Source organism: Streptomyces griseosporeus (assembly GCF_014656055.1).
Lineage (GTDB): Bacteria > Actinomycetota > Actinomycetes > Streptomycetales > Streptomycetaceae > Streptomyces > Streptomyces griseosporeus.
Window position 1 is genome coordinate 53,759 of record NZ_BNBR01000010.1, and the last position, 23,738, is coordinate 77,496.

Genomic DNA, 23,738 nt, shown 5'->3' on the forward strand with positions numbered 1-23,738 from the left:
ACCTTTTGTCTTGACCTGATCTCCCCTCCCGCGCAGCGTGGGGGAGAGATGCGACAGTTGCTGCTCTGCCGCACCACCGCAAGGACTGGAGGCGAGCGGATGACGACCAGACTGACCGTCCGGCGGATCGCGACAGGTATCGGAGCCGGCGCGGCCGTGTGCGCGCTCACGCTGGGCGGCGCCAACATCGCCGACGCGAAGATACAGCCGGTGGACACCAGCTGTACCAACAACGGCGGCCAGCAGCCAGGAGGCCAGCAGCCGAGCTGCACCGGTGGCGGCCTGACCCAGAACTCCGAGAACCAGAACCCCGCCGGGCACGCCCCGCCCGGGCAGAACTGACCGTTTCTAGGGAAGAAAGGCAGGGGACACCGCCGCGGTGCTGACGCGCCGCGGCTTTCCCGTGCCGTCGGACGGGAGTTCGTACAGGTCGGCGCCGTAGTCGCCGGGGAGGGCGTACAGGAGGGTGTGGGTGTCCTTCCAGACCGCCTGGTCGTCCACGCTGCGCGGCTCGGCGAGCGGGGTCTCGCGCAGGGTGCGCAGGTCGAGGACGTACAGGCGCCAGGGGGCGTCGGCCGGCAGGCCCGGGACGCGCTTCTTGAAGGCGATCCGGGTGCCGTCGGGGGACAGGGAGGGGCACTCCACGTTCGTCCGCAGCGTCGTCACCGTGCGGGTGCGCAGGTCGCCGCGGACCAGGTGGGTCCGGCCCCGCGTGGCCAGCGTCGCGTAGAACGTGCGGTCGTCCGCCGCGAACGTCACGCCCCAGAAGTTCACGTCCGCCGCCCGGTAGGCCCGCCCGTCCTTCAGGATCCGGAACGACTCCAGGGACGGGATCAGCTCGCCCGTGCGGACGTCCGCGATCGCCGCCCGCGTGGAGAAGTCCGTCCCCGCGTAGGAGTCGCCGCCGACGAACGCCGTCCAGGCGGCGTAGTGCCCGCTGGGGGAGACCCGGGCGCGCGACGGGATGCCGGGTACGTCGTAGCGGCGGGTGACGTGCAGGTTCTCGTCCAGGATCACCGCCCGGTAGGTGTCGGTGACCGGGCCGTGCACCGCCTGGAGGCACACACCGGTGCCCGAAGCGGCGTGGAAACGGAGGCACTTGACGCCGGACGCGGTGCGCGGGGCCGCCGGGTCCGCCGCCGGGACGCTGGTCAGCTCGTCGCGGTGCGGGCCCCACGCCATGTTCCGGAACACCATCCGGCCGGGCGCGGTGAGCGTGACCCGGCCGGCGGTGACCCGGGGCCCGCCCGGCTGGACTTCGTCACGGCGGTCCGCCCGCGCCGACGCGTGCAGCACCGACGCCAGCGCGACCGCTGCGAGCCCGGCGACGGCCGCCACCAGGACGAGGACGCGGGTACGGAACGTCATACGGCGGCCTCCCGGGCCGGACGCAGGGTCAGGGAACACCAGGCCGCGCAGACGCCCAGCGCCACCGCCGACGCCAGCAGCGCCGTACGGTCGCCCCACACCGTCCACGCCGCCCCGAAAAGCAGCGAGCAGGCGAACCGGGCCAGCGCCTGCCCGGTCTGCACCACGGCCAGGCCGGTCGAGCGCAGCCCCTCGGGCACGCGGTCCGAGGCCGCCGCCATCAGCACGCCGTCGGTCGCGGCGTAGAACGCGCCGTGCAGCAGCAGGACGGTGTACGGCAGCGCCGTACCGTGCCACGAGGTCAGCAGCAGGCCGTACGCCGCGAGCAGCGCGACATGGCCGGCGAGGAACACCCGCCACCGGCCCAGCCGGTCGGCCAGCCGGCCCGCCCCCACCGCCAGCAGCAGGAACGCCGCCGCCGTGCCCAGCGGCAGCAGCGCGAACCAGCGGTCGGGCACGCCGATCCGGCGCTGCAGCAGCAGGTAGACGAAGGAGTCGCTGACCGTGGCCAGGCCGAGCAGCACCGCGCAGACGGTGATACGGCGCAGGTCGCGCGTCCGCAGCAGCGCGAGCGCCGCCCGCAAGGTGGGGCGCCGGAGGCCGGCCGCGGTCACGGCCCCGGATCTCCCGCCCGGCACGAACAGCACCAGCACCAGCACGCCCACCACGGCCACGCACGCGCTGACCGTGAACACCGCGTCGTAGCCGTCCACCGTCGCCCGCAGGATCCAGAACGCCACCAGCGGGCCCAGCAGCGCACCCGCCGTGTCCATGGCGCGGTGCACGCCGAACGCCCGCCCGCGGCTCTCCGGCGGCGACGACAGGGAGATCAGCGCGTCGCGCGGGGCGGTGCGCAGGCCCTTGCCGGTGCGGTCGGCGGCGAGGATCAGGCCGATGGGGGTGAGGGTGTGCGCGAGCAGCAGCAGCGGCTTGCACAGCGCGGAGACGCCGTAGCCGAGCCCCGCGACCCATTTGTGCCGGCCGCCGCCCCGGTCGGCCAGATGGCCCCCGGCCAGGCGTACGACGGCGGAGAAGCCGTTGTAGACGCCGTCCAGGAGGCCGAAGCCCAGCGGGGACAAACCGAGCCCCGCCACCAGGTACAGCGGGAGGACCGCCGTCACCATCTCCGAGGACACGTCGGTGATCAGGCTGACCGTGCCGAGCGCGAGGACCGTGGGCGCGACCGCGGCGCGGCGCCGCCCGGCGGGGTGCCGGACGGCGCCGTCCGCGGACGCCGGCGCCGGGGTCCCGGCCGCGCGGCTGTCCGCTACGTACATCTCAGGACGCCCAGATGCCGGTGATGTCCTGGGCGGAGGCCGCGTTGCCCGCGTGGGTCGCGAGCCCCTTCATGTCCTCCAGGGTGCGCAGCAGGTCGTAGTGGTTGTACGTCGTCGAGGAGGACGCGCCCGCGGTGACCGGCTGGCCGTAGAACACGGTCGGGATGCGGTTGCCGGAGAGCCGGTTGTCCTCGTCGAAGGTGACGACGAGCAGGCTGTTGTGGGTCCTGGCCCAGGTGGCGTACGCGCCGAGGTTGTTCTTCAGCCACGTGTCCCCGGTGGACACCGAGCAGTCGTGCATGTCGCTGCACAGGTTCGGGACGACGAAGGAGACGTCCGGCAGCTTGGTGTAGTCGGTGGGGAACTGGGCGAACGTGTACGCCGACGAGGTCGGCACGTTGCCGAAGCCGAACCACGGGTTGTGCTTGCGGGCGTACGTACCGCTGCTGCACGTCGTCGAACCCTGGCCGGGCAGCGACTCGTTGTAGCTCGCCCAGGTCTTCCCGGCCGCGAGCAGTTCGGAGGCGAGGTTGCGGGCGGAGGAGAAGCCCGGCGTGTAGCAGCTGTCGTCGGTGATGCCCTGGGTGGAGCCGGAGAACAGCGCGAAGTAGTTCGGCTGGCTCGGGTGGGTCTCGGCGTACGACTGGGTCAGGCTGGCGCCGCCGGACTTCAGCGAGTTGATGTACGGGGCGCTGGAGGAGCCGATGACCTGGCTGTAGGCGTGGTTCTCGAAGACCACGACGACGACGTGGTCCGGGGTCGGCACCCCGGTCGCCGCCTGGGCGGGAGAGGAACCGCCGAGACCGGTCCACAGGCCCACGGCGGCGGCCGCGAGGGCGAACGCGGACGCCAGCGCGGCACGGCTGCGGCGGTACACGGAACTGCCGGACACATCAACCTCCGGTGAGGGGCGGGGGAGCGGCGGTGCGCACGTAGCATGCTCACGCCAACATTCCGCCGCCCCACGCCGCCCGGCCCGGGGGGTGAACTCCCGGTGAATCCCTAGCCCTGCCCCTGCCGAGCCGCCAGCTCGGCCAGCACCCGGTGCAGCGGCTCCGTGGCGCGCCTGCGGTACTCCTGGACCGCCCAGCCGTTGCCGTCGGGGTCCTTGAAGTACAGGAAGGTGGCGCCGTCGTCCGGGGCGTAACTCACCGGCTCGGAGACGTCCAGGCCCCGCTCGGTCAGCTCCGCGTGGGCGGCCTTGATGTCGGCCACGCACAGCTGGAGGCCCTGGTAGGAGCCGGGGGCCGGGCGCGGGCCGCCGGCCATCTCCCAGATGCTGTCGCCGAGCGCGATCGAACAGCCGGAGCCCGGGGGCGTCAGCTGGACGATCCGCATCCCCGGCATGACCTCCGTGTCGATGTCGACGTGGAAGCCGACCTTGTCGCGGTAGAAGTCCCGGGCCCGGTCGATGTCGCTCACCGGCAGGGGGATCACTTCGAGGGTGAAGTCCATCGTTCCGCCTCCTGGAGGCTCGTGGTGGTCCCCTTCACCGAAGCGGAAAACCGGGCCCGGCGCCACCGCATCGGCCTGCCGGCCGCGTGGATCTACGCCGCGAACATGCCCGGCTCGTACCAGCCGGCCGGTGTGCGCACGACGACGTTCGCCCGGTTGTAGGCGTTGATCACGCCGATCAGGCAGATCAGCGCCACCAGCTGGTCCTCGTCGTAGTGCCGGGCGGCCCGCTCCCAGACCTCGTCGGACACCCCGCCCGCCGCGTCGGCGATCCGGGTGGCCTCCTCGGTCAGCTCCAGGGCCGCGCGCTCGGCGTCGGTGAACAGCGTCGCCTCCCGCCAGGCCGCGACCAGGGCGAGGCGGGTGGAGTCCTCGCCGGCCGCGAGCGCGTCCTTGGTGTGCATGTCGGTGCAGAAACCGCAGCCGTTGATCTGGCTGGCGCGGAGCACCACCAGGTTCCCGGTGCGCTCCGGCAGGCCGGCCTCGGCGACCACCGCCGCGGCGGCGTTGAGGCGCTTGAAGAACTTGGCGGCGATCGCGTTCTCGTGCAGGTTCAGTCGGGCGTCCATCGCGGTGTTCCTCCGTCGTCGTGCGAGTGGGTACGCCGGTGTGACGGAGGAACCCGACGCGATGTGACGGCCGAGCGATGTGACCTGGGTCACTGTGTGGTGGTGCTGTCGAGGAGCGTCCCCATCCACTCCTCCACCGCGTCCGGTGTGCGCGGCAGCGCCGAGGACAGCAGCCGTGCGCCGTCGGAGGTGACGACCAGGTCGTCCTCGATCCGCACGCCGATGCCGCGCAGCTCGGGCGGCAGGGTGAGGTCGTCGGGCTGGAGGTAGAGGCCGGGTTCGACGGTGAGCACCTGGCCCTCCTCCAGGACGCCGTCCAGATAGGCGCCGGCCCGCGCCTGGGCGCAGTCGTGCACGTCCAGGCCGAGCATGTGCCCGCTGCTGCACAGGGTGTAGCGCCGGTGCAGATCGCCCTCGGCGTCCTTCAGGACGCCCCACTCGGCCAGCCCCTCCGCGATGACCCGCATCGCGGCCCGGTGGAAGTCGCGGAAGAGCGCGCCGGGCCGCAGCGCCGCGATACCGGCCTCCTGCGCGGCGAGGACCAGCTCGTACACCTGGCGCTGGACGGGGGAGAAGCGGCCGGAGAGGGGGAGCGTGCGCGTGATGTCGGCGGTGTAGAGGGTGTCGGTCTCCACGCCCGCGTCGAGCAGCAGCAGGTCGGCCGGGTTCAGCGCGCCGTCGTTGCGGGTCCAGTGCAGCACGCACGCGTGGGCGCCGGACGCCGCGATCGTCTCGTACCCGAGGCCGTTGCCCTCGGCGCGGGCGCGCAGCCCGAAGACGCCCTCGATCCAGCGTTCGCCGCGCGGGTGGGCGAGGGCGCGCGGCAGGGACCGTACGACGTCCTCGAAGCCGGCCGTCGTGTGGTCGACGGCCTGCTGCAGCTGGTCGATCTCCCAGTCGTCCTTGATGAGGCGCAACTCCGACAGTACGGCGGCCAGTTCGGGGTCCGTGGACGGTTCGCGGCCCGGCGGCAGGGTGCCGCCCGGCTCGTCGAGGTCGGCGCAGCGGATACCGGTCAGGCGCTCGGTCTCGGCCAGGTCGGGGCGGCGGCCGACCCAGAACTCGCCGTGGCGGCGGTCCCGGTAGAAGGCGTCGGCGGGCCGCTCGGCCCGGCCGGTGCGCGGCGAGCGGGGGCGTATGTACAGCACCGCCTCGTGGTCGTGCGGGCCCGACGGCTCCAGGACCAGGACGTGGCCGGGCTGGTCCTCGCCGGTGAGGCCGGTCAGCCAGGCGTAGGCGCTGTACGGCCGGAAGCGGTGGTCGCAGTCGTTGGAGCGGACCTTCAACTCGCCGGCGGGGATCACCAGTCGCTCGCCGGGGAACCGCGCCGACAGCCGGGCCCGGCGGGCCGGGGTGACCGCGCGGGCGGCGACGCGGGCGTCCTGCGGCAGCGGTGTCGGCGCCCAGTCGCGGCCCATGAAACGGGCCAACTCCGTGGACACGGACAGGTCGTGGCTGCCGGTGCGCAGGGGCGGGGCGGTGTCGGACATGACGGCTCCTGAAGCGAGGACTCCTGAGGGGTTGTCAGTGCAATTTCACATTACTATGTTACAGCTCACATGACAGTGGCATGGACGCATCAAGCTGATCGCTGTCGGTCCGTGCCCTGGTCGAGCCACTCCCCACACGAGGAGCCGCTGGTGTTTCATCAACGCACCGCCCTGCTCGCCGCGGCGGTCATCACCGCGACCGCGACCCTGCTCGGCGCGTCGGGCCCGTCCGCCGCGCACGCCGTCGGCAACGGCCTCGGTCCTGCCCTCTCCGTCCCCGCCGGCCGCCAACCGGGCGACGACGTCGACCACTTGGGCAAGGCGCCGGCCCGCGTCGCCCCCACCGCCCAGGCCCCCGGCGCACACCGCGCCGACGGCCGCGTCCCCGGCGCCGCCGCCCCGCGGACCGCCGGTGCCCGCACGGCCGCCGCCCCGCGGACAGCCGTCGCCCCCTGCACCCTCGATGGCGTCACCGGTCTCGCCCCCGAGCCGTTCGCCGACTTCCTGGCCGCCCCGGACGTCACCGCCGACGGTTGCCTGCGCGACATCCTGTGGACCTGGGACGCGCGCCTCGCGCCCGTCATGGACGACGCCCACGTGCAGGCCGTCGCCCGCCGCGCCACCGCGCTCGCCGCCCGCCACGACGGCCGCGACTCCAGCCACCTACTGGAGATGTTCACCTACCTGCACGCCGTCGCCTACCACGACTTCGCGCGCGACGAGGTCGACATCAGCGACGCGCCCACCCTGGAGGCCGTGCGCCGCGCCGTGTACTACTTCGGCACCGCGCCCCGCACCTTCGACGCCACCCGCGCCAACGCCGAGACCCTCCGCGAGGCCCTGTACACCGGCAGCGCGCCCGGCCTGCGCCAGTCCCAGCTCGACCTGATCCGCAAGGTGCTGGCCACCCTCGACCGCCACCACACGAGCACCTACGCCGACCCGTCCTGGGGCGGCGCCGCGCTCGCCGCGCTCAGCGTCAACTACCTCGGCTTGTACGAGGGCAACCACGACACCGCCTTCCGCACCCTCGCCGCCCGCAACGACGCCTACCGCGACGCCTTCCGCCGCTTCGCCGAGTACACCCACCTCAAGGGCACGCCCAACGAGTGGGCCGTCCGCGACGCCCTGTCCGAGTACGCCCGCTTCGGCACCGTCGCCTCCCTGCGCGGCCGGATCGTCGCCGACCTCGGCGCCCTCCTCGCCCCGGTTACGGACGACTGGGGCCGGGGCAGCGCCCCCTGGGCCAAGGTCGTCTCCTGGCTGATCCACTACGAGGCCTGCGCGCCGTACGCCGTCTGCGCGGACGACATCGAGCGGCAGCTGTTCCCGCAGACCTACCGCTACGACAACGGCGCCCTCACCGTCCGCACCGCCCTCGACCGCGCCACCGTCGACCAGCTCTACTACGCGAGCAAGCAGGTCAAGGCGCAGTTCCACCGCGTCCTCGGCGCCCGGGCACCCCTGGCCGGCGACACCAACACCGTGCTCACCGTCGTGCTGTACGCCTCCCGCGCCGACTACGAGAACTACCACCCGCTGCTCACCGGCATGGGCACGAACAACGGCGGCATCTACATCGAGCGCGGCGCCACCTTCTACACCTACCAGCGGCGCGTCCCGCAGGACTCCCGGCTGACGCTGGAGGAGCTGTTCCGCCACGAGTACGTGCACTACCTCAACGGCCGCTGGGCCGTGCCCGGTTACTTCGGCGAGGGCCCCTGGTACCAGGGCGACCGCACCACCGCCATGGACGAGGGCACCGCGGAGTTCTTCGCCGGCTCCACCCGCGCCGACGGCGTCGCCGTCCGCAGATCCCTGGTGGAGGGGATCATCCGGGACACCGCCAACGGCGGACCGCGCATGACCGTCGACCGGCTCCTGCACGCCACCTACGACGGCGACGGCTTCCGCTTCTACGACTACGCCGGCACGTTCTTCGATTACCTCTGGACCGAACACCCCTCCCTGCTGCGGGAGATGTACCGCTACCTGCGGGCGGACGACCCCGCCGCCTTCGACGCCTGGCGGGACCGCGCGGGCCGCGACGCCGCCCTCCAGCAGGGCTACGACGCCTTCCTGGACCGGCAGATCGCCCGCGTCACCGACCTGTACGTGCCCCGCACGTCCTTCACCCCGAACGACGGGCTGCGCGAGGCCACCGCCGACGCCGTGCGCTCCGCCTTCGCCGCCGCCACCTCCGCCGACCCCGCGTGCGCGGCCGACGGCGACCCCGGCATGCCCCGCTTCGCGTGCACCGGTCGCATCACCGCCCGGCTCACCGACGCGGGCAGCGCCGACCTGGTGTTCCGGGACATGACGGAGACCGTCGACGCCTACCTGCTCGACCGGGCCGCGCCCGCCTCGCCCAACCTCGCCGACATGACCTGCTCCTTCGGGGAGGTGACGATCTGGTCCGACCGCACGGGCGGGACGGCCGACTACACCTGCGAGGGGCCGCTGCGGCGGTGACCGGGACGCGGGCACGGGCTCTTGTGAGGCACAGTGCCATGTGAAATATTACTGACGTGCCCACGAAGATGTCCGCACCCTCTCTCGACGCCGTGATCGTCGGCGCCGGAGTGGTCGGCGCGGCGTGCGCGTACTACGCCACCCGCGCCGGCCTCTCCGTCGCGGTCGTCGACCGCGGCCCCGTCGCCGGCGGCACCACCGGAGCCGGCGAGGGAAACCTCCTCGTCTCCGACAAGGAGCCGGGACCCGAACTCGAACTCGCCCTGCTGTCCACGCGGTTGTGGCGGGAACTGGCCGCGGCCCTCCCGCCCGAGGACGCCGTCGAGTACGAACCCAAGGGCGGCCTCGTCCTCGCCCCCGACGAGACCGCCCTGACCGCGCTCCGCGCCTTCGCGGCCGGACAATGCGCCGCCGGAGTCGAGGCGCGGGAAGTCGACGAGCACGAACTGGCCCACCTCGAACCGGAGTTGACCAAGGGACTCGCCGGCGGCTTCCACTACCCGCAGGACGCCCAGGTCCAGCCCGCCCGGGCCGCCGCCGCCCTGCTGCGCGCCGCCCGGAGCCGCGGCGCCCTCGTCCGGCTCGGCGAGGAGGTCACCGCCGTCCTCACCGGCCCGCACGGCGCCGTCCGCGGCGTGCGCACCCCGCGCGGCGAGCTGCACGCCCCCGCCGTCGTCAACGCCACCGGCACCTGGGGCGGCCGGCTCGCCGCCCTGGCCGGCACCCGCCTGCCGGTCCTGCCGCGGCGCGGCTTCGTCCTCGTCACCGAACCCCTGCCGCCCGGACTGATCCGGCACAAGGTGTACGCCGCCGACTACATCGCGGACGTCGCCAGCGACTCCGCCGCTCTCCAGTCCTCCGCCGTCGTCGAGGGCACCCCCGCCGGACCCGTCCTCATCGGCGCCACCCGCGAACGCGTCGGCTTCGACCGCACCCTGTCCACCGAGGCCCTGCGCCGCCTCGCCGGCCAGGCCACCGCCCTCTTCCCCCGCCTCGCCGACGTCCACGCGATCCGCACGTACTGCGGCTTCCGCCCCTATCTGCCCGACCACCTGCCCGCGATCGGGCCCGACCCCCGCGTCCCCGGCCTCCACCACGCCTGCGGCCACGAAGGCGCCGGCATCGGCCTCGCCCCGGCCACGGGACTGCTGGTGACAGCGGCCCTGACCGGGGACGAACCGCCGGTCGGGGCCTGGCCGTTCCGGCCTGAGCGATTCGACAGCCGGGGCCCCGCCGACGACTTCTCCGACCCCTTCGACCGTCCCGACGGCCCCCCGCCCTCCCCAGGAGCCCGCACATGAGCCAGACCCCGCTCGGCCTGGTGCGCGCCGCGCCGGCAGCGCCGTACACCTTCACCTTCGACGGACGCATCCTCACCGCCCTGCCCGGCCAGACCCTGGCCGCCGCGCTGTGGGCCGCCGGGATCATGTCCTGGCGCACCACCCGCGGCGGCGGCGCCCCGCGCGGGGTGTTCTGCGGGATCGGCGTCTGCCACGACTGCCTCGCCACCGTCAACGGCCGCCCCAACCAGCGCGCCTGCCTGGTCGCCGTGCAGCCCGGGGACGTCGTCACCGTGCAGGAGGGGACCGGGCATGACGCCACCCGTTGACCTCGCCGTCGTCGGCGCCGGACCGGCCGGCCTCGCCGCCGCCGTCCGCGCCGCCGGCCTCGGGCTGAGCGTGGCGCTGCTGGACGCGGGGGAGCGGCCCGGCGGCCAGTTCCACCGGTACCCCGCCCCCGGCCTGCGCGCCGCTCGGCCCGAGGCCCTGCACCACGGCTGGCGGCACTTCGCCCGGCGGCTGCGGCAACTGGAGACGGGTGGTGTGACGTACCTGCCCCGCCACCACGTGTGGACCGTCGCCCGCGGGGACGGCTGCTGGCTGCTGCACGCCGTCGTCGGCCCCGACGAGACGCCCGCCACGGTCCGCGCCCGTGCCGTCCTCCTCGCCACCGGCGCCTACGAGCGCCAGCTCCCCTTCCCCGGCTGGACCCTGCCCGGAGTCGTCGGCGCGGGCGGCGCCCAGGCCATGCTCAAGTCCGGGCTCGTGCTGCCCGGCCGGCGGGTCGTCGTCGCCGGCAGCGGCCCGCTCCTGCTCGCCGTCGCCGCGTCGCTCGCCGCCGCCGGGGCCCGCGTCCCCGCCGTCGTCGAGGCCGCCGACTACCGCGCGTACGGCCGCAGCCTGCCGGCCGTGCTGCGCACCCCCGCCAAACTCGCCGAGGGCGCCCGCTACGGCGGCGGTCTCCTGCGCCGCTCCACCCGGCTGCTCACCCGGCACGCCGTCACCGCCGCCCACGGCACCGCCCGCGTCGAGGCCGTCACCGTCACCCGCCTCGACGACCACTGGCGGCCCGTGCCCGGCACCGGCCGCCGCGTGCCCTGCGACGCGCTCGCCGTCGGCCACGGCCTCGTCCCGCAGCTCGACCTCGCCGTCGGCCTCGGCTGCGCCACCCGCCGCACCGCCGACGACACCCACGCCCTCGTCGTCGACGCCGACCAGGCGACCACCGTGCCGGGCATCTGGGCCGCCGGCGAGTCCTGCGGCATCGGCGGCGCCGACCTCGCGCTCACCGAGGGCGAGATCGCCGCCGACGCCGTCGCCCGCACCCTGCACGACGTCCCGGCCGACCCGCGCCGCCACGCCGCCCTCACCCGCCGCCGGACCCGGCTGCGCGCCTTCGCCGACGCCATGGCCGCCGCCCACCGGCCCGGCCCCGGCTGGGCCGACTGGCTCGACGACGCCACCGAGGTGTGCCGCTGCGAGGAGGTCACCGCCGGACGCGTCCGGGAGGCGGTCGCCGGGTACGGCGCCCACGACACCCGCACCGTCAAGCTGCTCACCCGCGCCGGCATGGGCTGGTGCCAGGGCCGCATGTGCGGCCAGGCCGTCGCCCGGCTCGCCGGGGGAGAGGGGGCCGCCGCCGTGGAGAGCCGGCCGCTGTCCTGTCCCGTACCGCTGCGCCCCCTCGCCCAACTGCCGCCCGAAGCCGAGGAGTTCCGAGCATGACCGTTCCCGACACCCGCCCCCGCCCCTGGCACGGCGTCATGGTCGCCACCGCCCTGCCGCTGCGCCCCGACCTCGGCGTCGACTACGACGCCTACGCCGCCCACGTCGCCCGCCTCGTCGACGCCGGCTGCGACGGCGTCGTCCCCAACGGCTCCCTCGGCGAGTACCAGACCCTCACCGACGACGAACGCGCCCGCGTCGTGCGCGTCGCCGTCGAGGCCGCAGGCGACGGCGCCCGCGTCATGCCCGGCGTGTCCGCGTACGGCGGCGCCGAGGCCCGCCGCTGGGCCGAGCAGGCCGCCGAGGCCGGCTGCGGGTCCGTGCTGCTGCTGCCGCCCAACGCCTACCGGGCCGACGAGAGGGCGGTACGGGCCCACTACGCCGAGGTGGCGCGGGCCGGCCTGCCGGTCGTCGCGTACAACAACCCGTACGACACCAAGGTCGACCTCACGCCGGAGCTGCTCGCCCGGCTGCACGGCGACGGGCACATCGTCGCCGTCAAGGAGTTCAGCGGCGACGTCCGCCGCGCCTATGAGATCGCCGAACTCGCGCCCGAGCTCGACCTGTTGATCGGCGCCGACGACGTGCTGCTGGAACTCGCCCTCGCCGGGGCCGTCGGCTGGATCGCCGGCTACCCCAACGCGCTCCCGCACGCGTGCGTGGACCTCTACCGGGCTGCGGTCGCCCGCGACCTGGAGCGGGCGCTGCCGCTGTACCGGGCGCTGCACCCGCTGCTGCGCTGGGACTCGAAGACCGAGTTCGTGCAGGCCATCAAGTTGTCCATGGACCTCGCCGGGCTGCCCGGCGGACCCACCCGGCCGCCGCGGGGCCCGCTGGGGGAGGCGGAGGCGGCGGCTGTGCGCGCCGCCACGGAGAAGGTGCTGGCGGAGGGGTTCGGTGAGGCTTCCGGCCTCTCGGGTCTCTCGGGGGAGGTGCGGTAATGCGGACCCGGCACGTCTACCACGCTGTCGACTCGCACACCGAGGGCATGCCCACGCGGGTCGTCACCGGAGGAGTCGGGGTGCTGCCCGGGGCGACTATGGCCGAGCGCCGGCGGTACCTGGTCGAGCATCTCGACCACGTCCGCACCCTGTTGATGTACGAGCCGCGCGGCCACGCCGCCATGAGCGGCGCGATCCTCCAGCCGCCGACCCGGCCCGACGCCGACTGGGGCGTCCTGTTCATCGAGGTGTCCGGCGCGCTGCCGATGTGCGGGCACGGCACGATCGGCGTCGCCACCGTGCTCGTGGAGACCGGGATGGTGCCCGTCGTCGAACCGGTCACCACGGTACGTCTGGACACCCCGGCCGGGCTGGTCTCGGTGGACGTCCGGGTCGCGGACGGCGTGGCCGAGTCGGTCACGCTGACGAACGTGCCGGCGTACTGCGCCGGGCTGGGGCGGACGGTGGAGGTGCCGGGGTACGGCACCGTCGCCTACGACCTCGCCTACGGCGGGAATTTCTACGCCTTCGTGGAACTGGACGCGCTCGGGCTGCCGTACGAGCGGGAGCGCAAGGGGGAGCTGCTGGCGGCCGGGCTTGCCATCATGGACGCGGTGAACGGCGGGGCCGACCGGCCCGTCCACCCGGAGAACCCGGACATCGCCGGGCTCAAGCACGTGTACCTGATCGCGCCCGGCTCCGACGCCAAGCACTCCCGGCACGCCATGGCGATCCACCCCGGGTGGTTCGACCGGTCGCCGTGCGGCACGGGGACGTCGGCGCGGATGGCGCAGCTGCACGCGCGCGGTGAGCTGCCGCTCGGGGCGGACTTCGTGAACGAGTCGTTCATCGGTACGCGGTTCGTGGGGCGGTTGATCGGCGACGCGGCGGTCGGGGGTGTGCCGGCGGTGGTGCCGGCGGTCACCGGGCGGGCCTGGATCACGGGGACCGCGCAGTACTTCCTGGACCCGGAGGATCCTTTCCCGGCGGGTTTCCTACTCTGAGGTGCCCGAGAGCCCGAGAGCCCGAGAGCCCGCGAGACCCGTACCGAGCCGAGACCTGCAAACCCCCCGGAGGCAGACACCATGGGTGGCCACCTGAAGCAAGCCAACCTCATCACCGCGCAGGAGCGGCTGCGCGACCAGGTGGCCCATGCCCTGCGCGCCGCGCTGATCTCCGGGGAGCTGCAGCCGGGGCGGGTGTACTCGGCGCCGGCGCTCGCCTCGGACTTCGGCATCTCGGCGACGCCCGTGCGGGAGGCGATGCTCGACCTGGTGCGGGAGGGGCTGGTCGAGCCCGTCCGGAACAAGGGGTTCCGGGTGACCGAGGTGAGCGAGAAGGACCTCGACCAGTACAGCGAGCTGCGGGCGCTGATCGAGGTGCCGACGGTGGGGGCGGTCACGCGGTCGGCGAGCCGGGAGCAGCTGGAGGCGCTGCGGCCGGTGGCGGAGGAGATCGTGGCGACGGCGCGGGAGCACGACCTGATCGGGTACCTGGACGCCGACCGCCGCTTCCACCTGTCCCTGCTGGCGCTGCACGGCAACGACCGGCTGGTGGAGACGGTGGGGGACCTGCGCAAGCGGTCCCGGCTGTACGGGCTGACGGCGCTGGACGAGCGGGGGTTGCTGGTCGCGTCCGCGGAGGAGCACCTGGAGCTGCTGGAGCGGATGCTGGCGGGGGACGGGGAGGGGGCGGAGGCGGTCATGCGACGCCATCTGGGGCATGTGCGGGCGCTGTGGGCGGCGGAGTCGTGAGGCGTCTGGGGGTGGGTGGTTGCTCGCGCAGTTCCCCGCGCCCCTGAATGCCTGCGGCGGCCCGTTTCTGTCCGTGGGTGGTTGCTGTAGCGCCTGCGGCTGGTGGTGGGGTCGGGGCCGCGCCGGGGGGTATCCGTCCTCGGTGCGCCGCTGCGTCGGTCAAATTCTTACCGCCACTTTCCGCCGCCCGCTGCGGGCGGACACCCCCCGACACGTCCCCTGCTCGCCGTACGCGTCTACCGGCCGCCGTGACTACGGCAGCGCCGCCCCGCTTGGGTAGCGGGTAGCCGGCGCCGCCTCGCGACTTGGCTGCGGGCAGCCGCCCCGCTGGGCCGGCGCCCACCCCGCGGCGGCGGGCCGCACGCCGACCTAGCTGCGGGCGGCCGCACGCATGGACGCCCCTCCGACGTAGCTGCGGGCAGTCGTGCCGCTGGGGCGGCACGGTGGGCGCAGCGGCACCCCGTCGCGCCGGGTTGCGCCACCCACCCCCGGCCCGCACCAGCGCTGGGTGCCCCCGCAGTGCCGGTCCACGTGCCGCCCCGGCCCCCGGCCTCCGCGTCCCACCCGCCCACCGTCCCCGCCCTCCGGTTAGGCTCTGGCCAGGACGACCTGAGGGAAAGGGAGGCCGGACATGACGGCGCCGGGGCGCAGGAGCAGTACCTTCTCTCGGCTGCTGCGGCACGGCTTCACCGACGCCTCCGCCGCCGAACGCCTCCTCGACGCACCCGAACTCGCCCCCGTCCGCAACGACCCCGTCCTGCTGGAAGCACTGGGCGCCACCGCCGACCCCGACCTCGCCCTCCGCGGCCTCGTCGGCCTGCTGGAGGCCCAGTCCGCCCCCGCGGCCCGCAGGGAACTGCTCGACACGGTGATAGCCGCCAAGCCCCTGCGCGACCGCCTCCTCGGCGTCCTCGGCGCCTCCGTCGCGCTCGCCGACCACCTCGCCCGCCACCCGCAGGACTGGCGGGCGCTCGTGATGTACGAGCCGCAGGATCTGCACCCGGGGGTGGAGGAGTTCGAGCGGGGGCTCGCCGAGGCCGGCGACCCCGTCGCCCTGCGCGTCGCCTACCGCCGCTGCCTGCTCTCCGTCGCCGCACGGGACGTCTGCGGCACCACCGACGTCGCCCAGACCGCCGCCGAGCTGGCCGACCTCGCCACCGCCACCCTGCGCGCCGCCCTCGCCCTGGCGAAGGCCGCCGCGCCCGAGGACGCGGCGCTGTGCCGGCTCGCGGTCATCGCGATGGGCAAGTGCGGCGGGCACGAGCTGAACTACGTCTCCGACGTCGACGTCATCTTCGTCGGCGAGGCCGTCGACGGCGCCGACGAGGGGAAGGCGCTGCGGGCCGCCACCCGGCTCGCCTCGCACATGATGCGGATCTGTTCCGAGACGACCGTCGAGGGCTCCATCTGGCCCGTCGACGCGAATCTGCGGCCCGAGGGGCGCAACGGGCCCCTGGTGCGGACGCTGAGCAGTCATCTCGCCTACTACCAGCGCTGGGCCAAGACCTGGGAGTTCCAGGCGCTGCTCAAGGCCCGGCCCGTCGCCGGCGACCTGGAGCTGGGCGAGGAGTACGTCGCCGCGGTCGAACCGCTGGTGTGGAAGGCCGCCGAGCGGGAGAACTTCGTCGCCGACGTGCAGAAGATGCGGCGCCGGGTCGTGGAGAACATTCCCGTCGCCGAGGTGGAGCGGGAGCTGAAGCTCGGGCCCGGCGGACTGCGGGACGTCGAGTTCGCCGTGCAGCTGCTGCAGCTCGTGCACGGCCGGGCCGACGCCTCGCTGCGCAGTGGCAAGACGCTCGACGCCTTGCAGGCGCTCGCCGCCGGCGGGTACGTCGGCCGCGCCGACGCCACCCAGCTCGACGAGGCCTACCGCTTCCTGCGCTCCATGGAGCACCGCATCCAGCTGCACCGGCTGCGCCGCACCCACCTCGTCCCCGAGGACGACGCCGACCTGCGCCGTATCGGACGCTCGCTCGGGCTGCGTACCGACCCGGTGACCGAGCTGACCCGCGAGTGGAAGCGGCACACCAGCGGCGTACGGCGGCTGCACGAGAAGCTGTTCTACCGGCCGCTGCTCGACGCCGTGGCGCAGCTGCCCTCCGGCGAGGTCCGGCTCAGCCCGGAGGCGGCACGGGAGCGGCTCGTCGCGCTCGGGTACGCCGACCCGGCCTCCGCGCTGCGCCACCTGGAGGCCCTGGCGTCCGGCGTCACCCGCAAGGCCGCCATCCAGCGCACCCTGCTGCCGGTGCTGCTCGGCTGGTTCGCCGACTCCGCCGACCCGGACGCCGGACTGCTCAACTTCCGCAAGGTGTCCGACGCCCTGGGCAAGACGCCCTGGTATCTGCGGCTGCTGCGGGACGAGGGCGCCGCCGCCGAGAACCTGGCGCGTGTGCTGTCCGCCGGGCGGCTCGCGCCCGACCTGCTGATGCGGGCGCCGGAGGCCGTCGCGCTGCTCGGCGACGGCGACGGGGGCGGCCTCGCGCCCCGGTCCCGGGCCCATCTGGAGCAGGAGATCCTCGCCGCGGTCCGGCGGGCCGACGACGCCGCCCAGGGCGTCACCGCCGCCCGTGGCGTCCGGCGGCGCGAGCTGTTCCGTACGGCCGCCGCCGACATCGTCGGCTCCTACGGCACCGAGACCCAGCCCGCCGAGGCCGACCAGGGCGCCCTCGTGGACCGGGTCGGCGCCGCCGTCTCCGACCTGACCGCCGCCACCCTCGCCGGGACGCTGCGCGCGGTCGTGCGGGAGGGGTGGGGGGACACCCTGCCGACCCGGTTCGCCGTGATCGCCATGGGCCGCTTCGGCGGGCACGAGCTGGGCTACGGCTCCGACGCCGACGTCCTCTTCGTGCACGAGCCGCGCGACGGCGTGGACGAGCGGGAGGCCGGTCAGGCCGCGAACAAGGTCGTCGCCGAGATGCGGCGGCTGCTGCAGATCCCCAGCTCCGACCCGCCCCTGCTGATCGACGCCGACCTGCGGCCCGAGGGCAAGTCCGGGCCGCTGGTGCGCACCCTGAAGTCGTACGAGGCCTACTACCGCCGCTGGTCCCTCACCTGGGAGTCGCACGCCCTGCTGCGGGCCGAGCCGGTCGCCGGGGACGAGGACCTGGGGCGCCGGTTCATCGAGCTGATCGATCCGCTGCGCTACCGCCGGGGCGGGCTGGGCGAGGAGGCCGTACGGGAGATCCGGCGGCTCAAGGCCCGTATGGAGTCCGAGCGGCTGCCGCGCGGCGCCGACCCGAAGCTGCACACCAAGCTCGGGCCGGGCGGGCTGTCGGACGTCGAGTGGACCGTGCAGCTGCTGCAGCTGCGGCATGCGGCGGAGGTCCCCGGGCTGCGCACGACCCGTACCCGTGAGGCCCTGGCCGCCGCCCGCGAGGCCGGCCTGATCGGCGCCGAGGAAGCCGGGATCCTCGACGAGGCCTGGGTGCTCGCCACCCGTGTCCGCAACGCCGTGATGCTGGTGCGGGGGCGGGCCGGGGACACCTTCCCCACCGACGGCCGCGAGCTGGCGGCGGTGGGCCGCTACCTCGGCCACGGCCCGGGCCACGTCGGCGACATGCTCGACGCGTACCGCCGTACGACCCGCCGGGCGAGGACGGTGGTGGAGGCCCTGTTCTACGGCAGCGGGGAGCAGCGGCTCTAGGCCGCGCGGCGCCCCGTCGTGGCGCGCGGCGGGGTCTCCGAGGGCGTGTCCCCGGTGTCGTCGCGCGGCCTCCGGGCGGGGACGTGTCGCGGCAGCGCGTACGGCTGGGCGCCGTACCACAGGCGGGCCACCGTGAAGCCGAACGCCAGGCACAGCGCGCCGCCCACCGCGTCCAGCCAGAAGTGGTTGGCCGTCGCGACGATGACCACCAGCGTCGCCACCGGGTAGAGCGCGCCCAGGACCCGCACCCACGGCACCCGGGCCAGCGCGACGACCGTCAGGCCGCACCAGAGGGACCAGCCGATGTGCATCGACGGCATCGCGGCGTACTGGTTCGACATGTGTTTCAGGTCGCCGGAGGCCATCGAGCCCCAGGTCTGGTGGACCAGCACCGTGTCGATGAAGTGTCCGCCGGTCATCAGGCGGGGCGGGGCGAGCGGATACAGGTAGTAGCCGGCCAGGGCCACCGCCGTCGTCGCGAAGAGGGCGAGACGGGTCGCCGCGTACCGGCCGGGATGGCTGCGGTAAAGCCACACCAGGACACCGATCGTCACCACGAAGTGCAGCGTGGCGTAGTAGTAGTTCATGCCGACGATCAGCCAACCCACCGAGTTGGCCGCGTGGTTGACGGACCGCTCGACGGCGATGCCCAGGTGCTGCTCGGCCTGCCAGATCCAGTCGGCGTTGCGCAGCGCCTGGCCGCGCTGTTCGGGGACCGCGTTGCGAACGAGCGAGTACGTCCAGTAACTGACCGCGATCAGCAGGATCTCGAACCACAGCCGCGGCGCCCGCGGCGTGCGGAACCGGCTGAGCGGTCCCGGCCCCGGGCCGGCCGCGACAGGCCGCCGAACGGCCTCTGCGCGGCCCTCCGGGGTCGTCACGGTCGTGTCACCCATGAGGACAGAGTCTGCCAGAAAAGCCTTCTCCGACCGATCATCCCCTGGTCGGGTCCATCCCGCACCTTCTCCGCCCTATGGAGGAGTTACGGGCGATTCCGGTCCCCAGGGGCCGAAGCGGTCGAACCACGCACCACCAGCTCCGGCATGAACACGAACTCACTGTGGGGCGCGGGCGTCCCGCCGATCTCCTCCAGCAACGTGCGCACCGCGGCCTGCCCCATCGCCGGCACCGGCTTGCGGATCGTCGTCAGGGGCGGGTCGGTGAAGGCGATCAGCGGGGAGTCGTCGAAGCCGACCACCGAGATGTCCTTGGGGACGTCGAGGCCGCGCTGCCGGGCCGCGCGTATCGCGCCGAGCGCCATCATGTCGCTGGCGCAGACCACGGCCGTGCAGTCACGGTCCATCAGCGCCGTCGCGGCGGCCTGGCCGCCCTCCAGCGTGTAGAGGGAGTGCTGGATCAGCTCGGTCTCGATCGTGTCGGCGGGCAGGCCCAGCTGCTCCTGCATCGCCCGCACGAACCCCTCGATCTTGCGCTGCACCGGCACGAACCGCTTGGGGCCGAGGGCCAGGCCGATGCGGGTGTGCCCGAGGGAGGCCAGGTGCGTGACCGCCAGCGTCATCGCGGCCCGGTCGTCGGGGGAGATGAAGGGCGCCTGCACCTTCGGGGAGAAGCCGTCCACCAGCACGAACGGCACGCCCTGCGCGCGCAGCTGCTCGTAGCGCTGCATGTCCGCGGTGGTGTCGGCGTGCAGTCCGGAGACGTAGATGATGCCGGCGACGCCGCGGTCGACGAGCATCTCCGTCAGCTCGTCCTCCGTCGAGCCGCCCGGCGTCTGGGTGGCCAGCACCGGCGTGTAGCCCTGCCGGGTCAGCGCCTGCCCGATGACCTGGGCGAGCGCCGGGAAGATGGGGTTCTCCAGCTCCGGGGTGATCAGGCCGACCAGACCCGCGCTGCGCTGCCGCAGCCGTACGGGGCGCTCGTACCCGAGGACGTCGAGCGCGGCCAGCACGGACTGGCGGGTGGTGGCGGCGACTCCCGGTTTCCCGTTGAGGACCCGGCTGACGGTCGCCTCGCTCACCCCCGCCTGCGCTGCGATGTCGGCAAGCCGTGTGGTCACGGCACTGGACTGTACCGGCCGGAAGGTTCCTTGCACACCGATCGGTCGCCGGGTGCGGGCGGTGGGGCGGCCCGCGGTGGGCTGCTGCGGCATTGCGCTCCCTCGTGCAATCGATGGCAAGAGCTTGCAGAGTCTTGCACAGGACGTGCCCCGCCCGCTCGTGTACGGGGAAGAACGGTGTCAGGGCCAGTGCGCACAACGGTCGCACAGTGGTCTCGCAGTGGTCGAGAGCCGGTCACGCCCGGGTAACTTCCGAGATCTCTTGCACTTTTTTTCTGCAAGGTCTTTCGCGCCGCTTACATGGCTGTTACGTTCCCTGTCGCCCGGCCGCGGCAAAGGCGCAGTCGGCACCACTCGGGCTTTTCACCCTCAAGGAGAACTCATGCGGCGTGGCATAGCGGCCTCCGCGCTGGTGGCGTCCTTCGCCCTGGCGGCGACGGCGTGCGGCGGCAGTGACAGCGGCGACAAGGCCGACGGGCCGGTCACCATCACCTGGTGGGACACCTCGAACGCCACGAACGAGGCGCCGACCTACCAGGCGCTGATCAAGGAGTTCGAGGCCGCGAACAAGGACGTCAAGGTCAAGTACGTCAACGTCCAGTTCGACCAGGCACAGAACAAGTTCGACACCGCCGCCGGCTCCAAGGGCGCGCCCGACGTGCTCCGCTCCGAGGTGGGCTGGACCCCGGCCTTCGCCAAGAAGGGCTACTTCCTGCCGCTGGACGGCACGGAGGCCCTCACCGACCAGGCGAAGTTCCAGCCGAGCCTGATCAAGCAGGCCCAGTACGAGGGCAAGACCTACGGCGTGCCGCTGGTCACCGACACCCTCGCGTTCGTCTACAACAAGCAGCTCTTCGCCAAGGCCGGCATCAAGGAAGCGCCCAAGACCTGGGACGACCTGAAGAAGGCCGCTGCCACCATCAAGGACAAGACCGGCGTCGACGGCTACTGGGGCTCCACCGCGAGCTACTACGCGCAGCCGTTCCTGTACGGCGAGGGCACCGACCTCGTCAACGCCGACGCCAAGAAGCTCACGGTCGCCTCCGCCGAGGCGAAGAAGGGCTACGGCACCTGGCTGAGCCTGTTCGACGGCAAGGGCCTGCACAAGGCCGACACCACCGCCGACGCCTACGCGCACATCCAGGACGCGTTCGTCAACGGCAAGGTCGCCGCGATCATCCAGGGCCCGTGGGAGCTGACGAACTTCTACAAGGGCTCCGCCTTCAAGGACAAGAACAACCTGGGCATCGCCACCGTCCCGGCCGGCTCCACCGGCAAGGCGGGCGCCCCGACCGGCGGCCACAACCTCTCGGTCTACGCCGGCTCCGACGAGGCCCACCAGAAGGCCGCGCTGAAGTTCGTGAACTTCATGACGTCCGCGAAGTCCCAGACGGCGATCGCCCTGAAGAACTCCACGCTGCCCACGCGTGACGACGCCTACACCGCCGAGGTCAAGGCCGACCCGGGCATCGCCGGCTACCAGACCGTGCTGCCCGCCGCCCAGCCGCGCCCGGCGCTGCCCGAGTACAGCTCGCTGCTCGCCCCGCTCGACACCGAGCTGGCCAAGGTCGCGGCCGGCAAGGAGTCCCTGGACAAGGGTCTGAGCAACGCCGAGGTCGCCCTCGCCAAGCTGGTGCCGGACTTCAGCAAGTGAGCCCGTGTGGCCGCCGGATCCCCCTGACCGGTGGGGGGAGGGATCCGGCGGCCACCGGCCTGTGCGCCGTACTCCCTGATCGTCTTCGAAGGTGCCGAGAACCATGACAGCAGTGGCCCAACGCCTCAAGCACAGCTACCAGAAGAACTGGTACGCCTACGCCATGATCGCCCCCGTGGTCGTCGTGCTCGGCGTCCTCGTGGTGTATCCGCTGGTGTACGGCCTGTATCTCACGCTCACCGACGCCGACAGCCTCAACAGCGCCCGCACCATCGGCGTCAACCACATCGACGCCACCTACAAGTTCATCGGCCTGGACAACTACCAGGACATCCTCTTCGGCGACACCGCCTACGACCGCTTCTGGTCGCACTTCATCTGGACGATCGTCTGGACGGCCCTGTGTGTCGCCCTGCACTACTCGATCGGTCTCGGCCTCGCCCTGCTGCTCAACCAGAAGCTGCGCGGGCGCACCTTCTACCGGCTGATGCTGATCGTGCCGTGGGCCGTGCCCACCTTCGTCACCGTCTTCGGCTGGCGGATCATGCTCTCCGACAGCGGCGTCATCAACACCGCCCTGGACAGCATCGGCCTGCCCTCGCCGGGCTGGCTGGAGGACACCTTCTGGCAGCGGTTCGCCGCGATCATGGTGAACACCTGGTGCGGTGTGCCGTTCATGATGGTCTCGCTCCTCGGCGGCCTGCAGTCCATCGACTCCTCGCTGTACGAGGCGGCCGAGATGGACGGCGCGAGCGCCTGGCAGCGGTTCCGCTACGTCACCCTGCCCGGCCTGCGGTCGGTCAGCTCCACCGTGGTCCTGCTCGGCATCATCTGGACCTTCAACCAGTTCGCCGTGATCTTCCTGCTGTTCGGCCGGACCTCCGCCCCGGACGCGCAGATCCTCGTCACCTGGGCCTACTTCCTCGGCTTCGGACAGCAGCCGCGTGAATTCGCCGAGTCGGCCACCTACGGCATGCTGCTGCTGGCCATCCTCATCGTCTTCACCTCCTTCTACCGCCGCTGGCTGAACCGCAACGACCAGCAGCTCACGATCTGAGGCAGGAGTTCCCCCATGAGCACGACCACCGCCCCGGACTCCGCCGCCGTGGAGAAGACCGCGCCGGCCACCCCGCCCCGCAAGGTGCGCGGCCGCGGCGAGCGCGGCCTCGCCGCCTCCCTCGCCTCCCACGGCCTGCTGATCGCCGCCAGCGTCATCGCCCTCTTCCCGGTCGCCTGGCTGGTCTTCCTCTCCCTCGGCCCGGACAAGGACGACTATCTGCACCCCGGCAAGATCTGGGGGAAGATGACGCTGGACAACTACTCCTACGTCCTGCAGAACACGAGCTTCTTCGACTGGCTGAAGAGCTCCCTCATCGTCTCCCTCGGCACCACCGTGATCGGCGTCCTCATCGCCGCCACCACCGGTTACGCCGTCTCCCGCATGCGCTTCCCCGGCTACAAGAAGTTCATGTGGGTGCTGCTGGTCACCCAGATGTTCCCGGTGGCCGTGCTGATGGTCCCGATGTACCAGATCCTGTCCGAGCTGCAGCTCATCGACAGCTACCTCGGCCTGATCCTCATCTACTGCTCGACCGCGGTGCCGTACTGCGCCTGGCTGCTCAAGGGCTACTTCGACACCATCCCGTTCGAGATCGACGAGGCCGGACGCGTCGACGGCCTGAACCCGTTCGGCACCTTCCTGCGCCTCATCCTCCCGCTGGCCCGGCCGGGCCTGGCGGTGGCCGGCTTCTACAGCTTCATCACCGCCTTCGGTGAGGTCGCCTTCGCCACCACCTTCATGCTCGACGACAGCAAGTACACGCTCGCCGTCGGCCTGCAGAGCTTCATCAGCGAGCACGACGCCCAGCGCAACCTGATGGCCGCCACCGCGGTGCTCATCGCGATACCGGTCTCGGCCTTCTTCTACCTCGTGCAGAAGAACCTGGTGACCGGCCTCACCGCGGGCGGCACGAAGGGCTGACGCCACGTCGGCAGACGACTCCCGCGCGCCCGTCGCGCGGGTAGGCGGTCGCGGTGCCCATCCGACCCCGCTGACACCGCGACCGCCTCGTCCCCCTCCTGACGCGGCCCCC

At 73.1% G+C, this 23,738-nt stretch carries 20 protein-coding genes; 12 read left to right on the forward strand and 8 right to left on the reverse strand.

Features of this window, described 5'->3' with window-relative positions; genetic code table 11:
• Window positions 1-99: 99 nt before the first annotated feature.
• Window positions 100-342 (forward strand): hypothetical protein, encoded by a 243-nt coding sequence (locus IE308_RS35425; RefSeq protein ID WP_190221023.1) that lies wholly within the window; start codon window positions 100-102, stop codon window positions 340-342.
• A 6-nt stretch (window positions 343-348) separates the two neighbouring features.
• On the opposite strand, the gene IE308_RS35430 is transcribed toward IE308_RS35425, so the two are convergent.
• From IE308_RS35430 to IE308_RS35455, 6 genes are all read right to left on the reverse strand, one after another.
• Window positions 349-1,368 (reverse strand): TolB family protein, encoded by a 1,020-nt coding sequence (locus IE308_RS35430; RefSeq protein ID WP_190221024.1) that lies wholly within the window; start codon window positions 1,366-1,368, stop codon window positions 349-351.
• Window positions 1,365-2,645, reverse strand: a complete 1,281-nt coding sequence (locus IE308_RS35435; RefSeq protein ID WP_190221025.1) for an MFS transporter — start codon at window positions 2,643-2,645, stop codon at window positions 1,365-1,367. The genes IE308_RS35430 and IE308_RS35435 overlap by 4 nt, the downstream gene beginning before the upstream one ends.
• Before the next feature lies 1 nt (window position 2,646).
• Window positions 2,647-3,537, reverse strand: a complete 891-nt coding sequence (locus IE308_RS35440) for an alkaline phosphatase family protein (protein WP_190221026.1) — start codon at window positions 3,535-3,537, stop codon at window positions 2,647-2,649.
• Window positions 3,538-3,647: 110 nt separating this feature from the next.
• Window positions 3,648-4,100, reverse strand: a complete 453-nt coding sequence (locus IE308_RS35445; protein ID WP_190221027.1) for a VOC family protein — start codon at window positions 4,098-4,100, stop codon at window positions 3,648-3,650.
• A 92-nt stretch (window positions 4,101-4,192) separates the two neighbouring features.
• The gene (locus tag IE308_RS35450; protein ID WP_110627792.1) at window positions 4,193-4,669 is read right to left on the reverse strand and encodes a carboxymuconolactone decarboxylase family protein; all 477 of its coding nucleotides are present in this window, start codon (window positions 4,667-4,669) and stop codon (window positions 4,193-4,195) included.
• A gap of 89 nt (window positions 4,670-4,758) precedes the next feature.
• Complete coding sequence (locus IE308_RS35455) at window positions 4,759-6,159, reverse strand: aminopeptidase P family protein (RefSeq protein WP_190221028.1); 1,401 nt, start codon at window positions 6,157-6,159, stop codon at window positions 4,759-4,761.
• A 150-nt stretch (window positions 6,160-6,309) separates the two neighbouring features.
• Between IE308_RS35455 and IE308_RS35460 the strand changes: the two genes are divergently transcribed.
• From IE308_RS35460 to IE308_RS35495, 8 genes are all read left to right on the forward strand, one after another.
• The gene (locus IE308_RS35460) at window positions 6,310-8,631 is read left to right on the forward strand and encodes a collagenase (RefSeq protein WP_373314676.1); all 2,322 of its coding nucleotides are present in this window, start codon (window positions 6,310-6,312) and stop codon (window positions 8,629-8,631) included.
• Between the two features lie 68 nt (window positions 8,632-8,699).
• Entirely contained in the window at window positions 8,700-9,932 is a 1,233-nt protein-coding gene (locus tag IE308_RS35465) for an NAD(P)/FAD-dependent oxidoreductase (protein ID WP_190221145.1), read from the forward strand.
• On the forward strand, window positions 9,929-10,240 hold the full coding sequence (locus IE308_RS35470) for a (2Fe-2S)-binding protein (RefSeq protein ID WP_190221030.1): 312 nt from the start codon (window positions 9,929-9,931) through the stop codon (window positions 10,238-10,240). The genes IE308_RS35465 and IE308_RS35470 overlap by 4 nt, the downstream gene beginning before the upstream one ends.
• Window positions 10,224-11,636 carry an NAD(P)/FAD-dependent oxidoreductase gene (locus IE308_RS35475; protein ID WP_190221031.1) on the forward strand — a complete coding sequence of 471 codons (1,413 nt, stop codon included), beginning with the start codon at window positions 10,224-10,226 and terminating at the stop codon, window positions 11,634-11,636. Before IE308_RS35470 ends, IE308_RS35475 begins: the two co-directional genes overlap by 17 nt.
• Window positions 11,633-12,577, forward strand: a complete 945-nt coding sequence (locus IE308_RS35480; RefSeq protein ID WP_190221032.1) for a dihydrodipicolinate synthase family protein — start codon at window positions 11,633-11,635, stop codon at window positions 12,575-12,577. The genes IE308_RS35475 and IE308_RS35480 overlap by 4 nt, the downstream gene beginning before the upstream one ends.
• A complete protein-coding gene (locus IE308_RS35485) occupies window positions 12,577-13,581 on the forward strand; it encodes a proline racemase family protein (protein ID WP_190221033.1) in 1,005 nt (334 codons plus the stop codon). Before IE308_RS35480 ends, IE308_RS35485 begins: the two co-directional genes overlap by 1 nt.
• An 81-nt stretch (window positions 13,582-13,662) precedes the next feature.
• Window positions 13,663-14,331 carry a GntR family transcriptional regulator gene (locus tag IE308_RS35490; protein ID WP_190221034.1) on the forward strand — a complete coding sequence of 223 codons (669 nt, stop codon included), beginning with the start codon at window positions 13,663-13,665 and terminating at the stop codon, window positions 14,329-14,331.
• A gap of 631 nt (window positions 14,332-14,962) precedes the next feature.
• Window positions 14,963-17,974 carry a bifunctional [glutamine synthetase] adenylyltransferase/[glutamine synthetase]-adenylyl-L-tyrosine phosphorylase gene (locus IE308_RS35495; protein WP_190221035.1) on the forward strand — a complete coding sequence of 1,004 codons (3,012 nt, stop codon included), beginning with the start codon at window positions 14,963-14,965 and terminating at the stop codon, window positions 17,972-17,974.
• Here the strand turns inward: IE308_RS35495 and IE308_RS35500 are convergent.
• Window positions 17,971-18,870, reverse strand: coding sequence for a phosphatase PAP2 family protein (locus IE308_RS35500; protein WP_190221036.1), 900 nt, complete (start codon window positions 18,868-18,870; stop codon window positions 17,971-17,973). The genes IE308_RS35495 and IE308_RS35500 overlap by 4 nt on opposite strands.
• A gap of 86 nt (window positions 18,871-18,956) precedes the next feature.
• Complete coding sequence (locus IE308_RS35505; protein WP_110627780.1) at window positions 18,957-19,991, reverse strand: LacI family DNA-binding transcriptional regulator; 1,035 nt, start codon at window positions 19,989-19,991, stop codon at window positions 18,957-18,959.
• Between the two features lie 382 nt (window positions 19,992-20,373).
• On the opposite strand from IE308_RS35505, the gene IE308_RS35510 reads away from it, so the two are divergent.
• The 3 genes from IE308_RS35510 to IE308_RS35520 all read left to right on the forward strand — a co-directional run bounded on the left by IE308_RS35510 (window position 20,374) and on the right by IE308_RS35520 (window position 23,626).
• A complete protein-coding gene (locus tag IE308_RS35510; protein WP_190221037.1) occupies window positions 20,374-21,645 on the forward strand; it encodes an extracellular solute-binding protein in 1,272 nt (423 codons plus the stop codon).
• A gap of 103 nt (window positions 21,646-21,748) precedes the next feature.
• Entirely contained in the window at window positions 21,749-22,702 is a 954-nt protein-coding gene (locus IE308_RS35515) for a carbohydrate ABC transporter permease (RefSeq protein WP_110627778.1), read from the forward strand.
• 15 nt (window positions 22,703-22,717) lie between these two features.
• The gene (locus tag IE308_RS35520; protein WP_190221038.1) at window positions 22,718-23,626 is read left to right on the forward strand and encodes a sugar ABC transporter permease; all 909 of its coding nucleotides are present in this window, start codon (window positions 22,718-22,720) and stop codon (window positions 23,624-23,626) included.
• Window positions 23,627-23,738: the final 112 nt, after the last annotated feature.